General features: G+C 34.7%; 5 protein-coding genes and 2 pseudogenes. 3 read left to right on the forward strand and 4 right to left on the reverse strand.

The annotated features are described in order from the left end of the window. The 3 genes from DRZ96_RS01085 to DRZ96_RS01095 all read left to right on the forward strand — a co-directional run. Window positions 1–856, forward strand: an 856-nt coding sequence (locus DRZ96_RS01085) for a 2-hydroxyacyl-CoA dehydratase subunit D (protein ID WP_172605439.1), incomplete at its 5' end; no start/stop codon positions are given. Between the two features lie 12 nt (window positions 857–868). Beyond that, window positions 869–2,017: a 2-hydroxyacyl-CoA dehydratase subunit D gene (locus DRZ96_RS01090; RefSeq protein ID WP_112889268.1), complete on the forward strand. Its 1,149-nt coding sequence runs from the start codon at window positions 869–871 to the stop codon at window positions 2,015–2,017. 519 nt (window positions 2,018–2,536) lie between these two features. Continuing rightward, window positions 2,537–2,941, forward strand: a complete 405-nt coding sequence (locus DRZ96_RS01095; RefSeq protein ID WP_256584767.1) for a hypothetical protein — start codon at window positions 2,537–2,539, stop codon at window positions 2,939–2,941. A 128-nt stretch (window positions 2,942–3,069) separates the two neighbouring features. Here the strand turns inward: DRZ96_RS01095 and DRZ96_RS01100 are convergent, their stop codons facing one another. From DRZ96_RS01100 to DRZ96_RS01110, 4 genes and pseudogenes are all read right to left on the reverse strand, one after another. Next, window positions 3,070–3,594 carry a hypothetical protein gene (locus DRZ96_RS01100; protein WP_112889275.1) on the reverse strand — a complete coding sequence of 175 codons (525 nt, stop codon included), beginning with the start codon at window positions 3,592–3,594 and terminating at the stop codon, window positions 3,070–3,072. Window positions 3,595–4,113: 519 nt separating this feature from the next. Continuing rightward, window positions 4,114–4,892: pseudogene (locus DRZ96_RS12265) on the reverse strand (2-hydroxyacyl-CoA dehydratase subunit D). Then, window positions 4,784–5,218: a 2-hydroxyacyl-CoA dehydratase gene (locus DRZ96_RS12270; RefSeq protein WP_409371943.1), complete on the reverse strand. Its 435-nt coding sequence runs from the start codon at window positions 5,216–5,218 to the stop codon at window positions 4,784–4,786. The pseudogene DRZ96_RS12265 and the gene DRZ96_RS12270 overlap by 109 nt, the downstream one beginning before the upstream one ends. A gap of 50 nt (window positions 5,219–5,268) precedes the next feature. Beyond that, window positions 5,269–6,112 (reverse strand): annotated as a pseudogene (locus DRZ96_RS01110) (2-hydroxyacyl-CoA dehydratase subunit D); the annotation flags it as partial.

A 6,112-nucleotide genomic window follows, 5' to 3' on the forward strand; every position in this document is an offset into this window, starting at 1 on the left:
ATTCCAAAACACAGTTGATGTACCTGAAGAAAAAGTTGATTACTTAATGGGCCAATTCGAATATGCTATTCACCAACTTGAAAAACTTACTGGTAAGAAGTTTGATGAAAAGAAATTCGAAGAAGCTTGTCAAATTGCAAACAGAACTGCTGCTGCATGGTTAAAGGCTTGTTCATACATGGCTTACGAACCATCTCCACTTTCTGGATTTGACCTATTTAACCACATGGCAGACATTGTTGCTGCAAGATGTGAAATTGACGCAGCAGAAGGTTTTGAACTTCTAGCTGAAGAATATGAACAATCAGTTAAGGAAGGAACTTCTACTTGGGAATACCCAGAAGAACACAGAATCCTATTTGAAGGTATACCTTGCTGGCCAGGACTAAGAAACCTATTTGAACCATTAAAACAAAATGGAGTTAACGTAACTGCAGTAGTATATGCACCTGCTTTCGGTTTCCAATACACAACTGTTAGAGAAATGGCTGCAGCTTACTGTAAGGCACCTTGTTCAGTATGTATCGAAGACGGTGTTGAATGGAGAGAAACAATGGCTAAAGAAAACGGAGTTTCTGGAGCACTTGTTAACTACAATAGATCTTGTAAACCATGGTCAGGAGCAATGCCTGAAATCGAAAGAAGATGGAGAGAAGACCTTGACATTCCAGTAGTTCACTTTGACGGTGACCAAGCTGACGAAAGAAACTTCTCTCAAGAACAATACAAGACAAGAGTTCAAGGTTTAGTTGAAATCATGAACGAAAGAAAGGCAGATAGAATCGCTAAGGGCGAAGACATCTACACTAACTTCGAAAACACTAAAGAAACTGATTGGTCTAAGACTACAATTTAATAGGGGTGCAAAATGACTGATATAAAAGAATTATTAAAAGAATTTAAAAATATAGCAGAAAATGGAAGAGAACAAATCGACAAGTACCTTGATCAAGGTAAAAAAGTAGTTGGTGTATTCCCTTACTACGCACCTGAAGAAATTATCTATGCAGGTGGACTTGTTCCATTTGGAGTTTGGGGAGGACAAGGCCCAATTGATAAGGCAAAAGAATACTTCCCAACATTCTACTACTCACTAGCACTTAGATGTCTAGAAATGGGTCTTGACGGATCACTTGACGGACTTAGCGCATCAATGATTACAACTCTTGATGATACACTAAGACCATTCTCTCAAAACTACAAAGTTTCTGTTGGTAGAGAAATCCCTATGGTATTCTTAAACCACGCACAACACAGAAAAGAAGAATTTGGTAAGACATACAATGCTAAAATCTTCAAACAAGCTGCTGAAAGACTTGAAGAAATCTGTGACGTTAAGATAACTGACGAAAACCTTAAGAAGGCTTTCGAGGTTTACAACGAAAACAGAGCTCTTAAGAGAGAATTTGTTAAACTTTGTGGAGACTATTCACAAACTATTAAAGCATCTGACAGAAGTCACGTTCTTAAGGCATCACACCACATGCTAAAAGACGAGCACAACAAGATGTTAAAAGAACTTATTGAAGCTCTTAAGGCTATGCCAAAAGAAGAATGTAAGGGACCAAGAGTAGTAACTTCTGGTGTTATCACTGATAACCCTGCACTTCTAGAAGTTCTTGATAACTTTAACGTTTGTGTAGTTGCAGACGACGTTGCAGCTGAATCAAGAGGATTCAAGGTTGACGTTGATACTTCAATCGAAGATCCATACATGGCACTTGCTGACCAATTCGCAAGAATGGACGAAGATCCAATTCTTTACGACCCAGACATTTGGAAGAGACCAAAATATGTTGTTGACCTAGCAGTTGATAACGACGCTGATGGTTGTCTGTTATTCATGATGACATTCAACGATACAGAAGAAATGGAATATCCATCACTAAAACAAGCTTACGAAAAAGCTGGTATTCCACTAATCAAACTTGGTTATGACCAACAAATGACTGACTTTGGTCAAGCTAAGACTCAACTTGAAACATTTAACGAAATGGTTCAACTTAATAGAATGTAATAAAATAATATAAATTTTTAAGACGCTGAGTGATCGGCGTCTTTTTTTATTTAATTTTGAAATTAACTTACTAAAGCTTTTATAAAATTAGGGTAAATTACGAGATTACAGAAAATTATAAGATTGTAAATAATTGCGAGATTGCAAAAAATTATGACTTTGATAATAATTATAAGATTGTAAATAATTACGAGATTGCAGATAATTATTAGCTTATAAATAAGTATGAGGATATAAATAATTGATAAGAAGCAAGAATTTATTAGAGAAGAATTTATTTTTATTTATTATTTTAAAATTACCTATTACTAAACTTTAAAGAATAAAAAATTTATAAATTACTAATGTATGTTACTTGACAGATTAAGACAAAAACAAATTGAAATAAATAGACATAATTGTAAAAGATGGCCTATGTGATAAAATTAAAATTACTAGAAGAATTAGCCTATAGTATTAAAAGTTTTAGGATATAAATTTTATAAAATTTGATAAAAAATATAAAGAAAGAAGGTAACTATGGAAATTTTAATTTTAAGAGAAGAAGATATTTTAGAAGCAGTTGACATTAAAGATATAATTGAAGCAGACAAGGAAGCTCTAAAAAACTACAGTAATGGTGGATCAGATATACCACTAAGAACTGTAATTGACGTAGATAAAGACTCATCAAGTACTGCAATTTTTATGCCGGGATTTATCAAGGACAAGAATGCTCTTGGAATGAAAATAATCGACATCTATCCAGAAAATATTGACAAGGGTCTAGTTAGCGCTCCATCCACAATGATTTTAATTGACAAGGAAAATGGATTTGTTAAGGCAATTCTTGATGGAACGATCCTTACAAGATTAAGAACTGGTGCAGTTTCAGGTGCAGCCACAGAAGTCCTAGCCAATGAGGGTGCAAAACCTTCCTATTAATAGGAACTGTGCCAAGCATCAACTCAGCTTGAGGCAAGATGAGGTAGAGACATGTCAAGTCTACTCTCCTATAACTTCATCAGAATTTGCAATAGGGATAATTTCTGCTCCATATTTTTTAATTTCATTCATTTCTTCTGCAAACTTCTTGCTCTTTCATAGTTCACATCACATACATAGGCTTTTTCTATGTCTCTTACTGCTAGGACTGCCTCAAGCTGAGTTGATGCTTGGCCACCAGTTCCTATTAATAGGAAGGTTTTTGCACCCTCATTGGCTAGGACTTCTGTGGCTGCACCTGAAACTGCACCAGTTCTTAATCTTGTAAGGATCGTTCCATCAAGAATTGCCTTAACAAATCCATTTTCCTTGTCAATTAAAATCATTGTGGATGGAGCGCTAACTAGACCCTTGTCAATATTTTCTGGATAGATGTCGATTATTTTCATTCCAAGAGCATTCTTGTCCTTGATAAATCCCGGCATAAAAATTGCAGTACTTGATGAGTCTTTATCTACGTCAATTACAGTTCTTAGTGGTATATCTGATCCACCATTACTGTAGTTTTTTAGAGCTTCCTTGTCTGCTTCAATTATATCTTTAATGTCAACTGCTTCTAAAATATCTTCTTCTCTTAAAATTAAAATTTCCATAGTTACCTTCTTTCTTTATATTTTTTATCAAATTTTATAAAATTTATATCCTAAAACTTTTAATACTATAGGCTAATTCTTCTAGTAATTTTAATTTTATCACATAGGCCATCTTTTACAATTATGTCTATTTATTTCAATTTGTTTTTGTCTTAATCTGTCAAGTAACATACATTAGTAATTTATAAATTTTTTATTCTTTAAAGTTTAGTAATAGGTAATTTTAAAATAATAAATAAAAATAAATTCTTCTCTAATAAATTCTTGCTTCTTATCAATTATTTATATCCTCATACTTATTTATAAGCTAATAATTATCTGCAATCTCGTAATTATTTACAATCTTATAATTATTATCAAAGTCATAATTTTTTGCAATCTCGCAATTATTTACAATCTTATAATTTTCTGTAATCTCGTAATTTACCCTAATTTTATAAAAGCTTTAGTAAGTTAATTTCAAAATTAAATAAAAAAAGACGCCGATCACTCAGCGTCTTAAAAATTTATATTATTTTATTACATTCTATTAAGTTGAACCATTTCGTTAAATGTTTCAAGTTGAGTCTTAGCTTGACCAAAGTCAGTCATTTGTTGGTCATAACCAAGTTTGATTAGTGGAATACCAGCTTTTTCGTAAGCTTGTTTTAGTGATGGATATTCCATTTCTTCTGTATCGTTGAATGTCATCATGAATAACAGACAACCATCAGCGTCGTTATCAACTGCTAGGTCAACAACATTTTGGTCTCTTCCAAATGTCTGGGTCGTAAAGAATTGGATCTTCGTCCATTCTTGCGAATTGGTCAGCAAGTGCCATGTATGGATCTTCGATTGAAGTATCAACGTCAACCTTGAATCCTCTTGATTCAGCTGCAACGTCGTCTGCAACTACACAAACGTTAAAGTTATCAAGAACTTCTAGAAGTGCAGGGTTATCAGTGATAACACCAGAAGTTACTACTCTTGGTCCCTTACATTCTTCTTTTGGCATAGCCTTAAGAGCTTCAATAAGTTCTTTTAACATCTTGTTGCTCGTCTTTTAGCATGTGGTGTGATGCCTTAAGAACGTGACTTCTGTCAGATGCTTTAATAGTTTGTGAATAGTCTCCACAAAGTTTAACAAATTCTCTCTTAAGAGCTCTGTTTTCGTTGTAAACCTCGAAAGCCTTCTTAAGGTTTTCGTCAGTTATCTTAACGTCACAGATTTCTTCAAGTCTTTCAGCAGCTTGTTTGAAGATTTTAGCATTGTATGTCTTACCAAATTCTTCTTTCTGTGTTGTGCGTGGTTTAAGAATACCATAGGGATTTCTCTACCAACAGAAACTTTGTAGTTTTGAGAGAATGGTCTTAGTGTATCATCAAGAGTTGTAATCATTGATGCGCTAAGTCCGTCAAGTGATCCGTCAAGACCCATTTCTAGACATCTAAGTGCTAGTGAGTAGTAGAATGTTGGGAAGTATTCTTTTGCCTTATCAATTGGGCCTTGTCCTCCCCAAACTCCAAATGGAACAAGTCCACCTGCATAGATAATTTCTTCAGGTGCGTAGTAAGGGAATACACCAACTACTTTTTTACCTTGATCAAGGTACTTGTCGATTTGTTCTCTTCCATTTTCTGCTATTTTTTAAATTCTTTTAATAATTCTTTTATATCAGTCATTTTGCACCCCTATTAAATTGTAGTCTTAGACCAATCAGTTTCTTTAGTGTTTTCGAAGTTAGTGTAGATGTCTTCGCCCTTAGCGATTCTATCTGCCTTTCTTTCGTTCATGATTTCAACTAAACCTTGAACTCTTGTCTTGTATTGTTCTTGAGAGAAGTTTCTTTCGTCAGCTTGGTCACCGTCAAAGTGAACTACTGGAATGTCAAGGTCTTCTCTCCATCTTCTTTCGATTTCAGGCATTGCTCCTGACCATGGTTTACAAGATCTATTGTAGTTAACAAGTGCTCCAGAAACTCCGTTTTCTTTAGCCATTGTTTCTCTCCATTCAACACCGTCTTCGATACATACTGAACAAGGTGCCTTACAGTAAGCTGCAGCCATTTCTCTAACAGTTGTGTATTGGAAACCGAAAGCAGGTGCATATACTACTGCAGTTACGTTAACTCCATTTTGTTTTAATGGTTCAAATAGGTTTCTTAGTCCTGGCCAGCAAGGTATACCTTCAAATAGGATTCTGTGTTCTTCTGGGTATTCCCAAGTAGAAGTTCCTTCCTTAACTGATTGTTCATATTCTTCAGCTAGAAGTTCAAAACCTTCTGCTGCGTCAATTTCACATCTTGCAGCAACAATGTCTGCCATGTGGTTAAATAGGTCAAATCCAGAAAGTGGAGATGGTTCGTAAGCCATGTATGAACAAGCCTTTAACCATGCAGCAGCAGTTCTGTTTGCAATTTGACAAGCTTCTTCGAATTTCTTTTCATCAAAAACTTCTTACCAGTAAGTTTTTCAAGTTGGTGAATAGCATATTCGAATTGGCCCATTAAGTAATCAACTTTTTCTTCAGGTACATCAA

This window comes from Peptoniphilus harei (assembly GCF_900454685.1).
Taxonomy (GTDB): domain Bacteria; phylum Bacillota; class Clostridia; order Tissierellales; family Peptoniphilaceae; genus Peptoniphilus_A; species Peptoniphilus_A harei.

Excerpts from the sequence above, each read along its gene's own strand:
- DRZ96_RS01090 (WP_112889268.1), top strand. The coding sequence starts at position 869 with ATGACTGATATAAAAGAATTATTAAAAGAATTTAAAAATATAGCAGAA.
- DRZ96_RS01100 (WP_112889275.1), bottom strand. The coding sequence starts at position 3,594 with ATGGAAATTTTAATTTTAAGAGAAGAAGATATTTTAGAAGCAGTTGAC.
- DRZ96_RS01095 (WP_256584767.1), top strand. The coding sequence starts at position 2,537 with ATGGAAATTTTAATTTTAAGAGAAGAAGATATTTTAGAAGCAGTTGAC.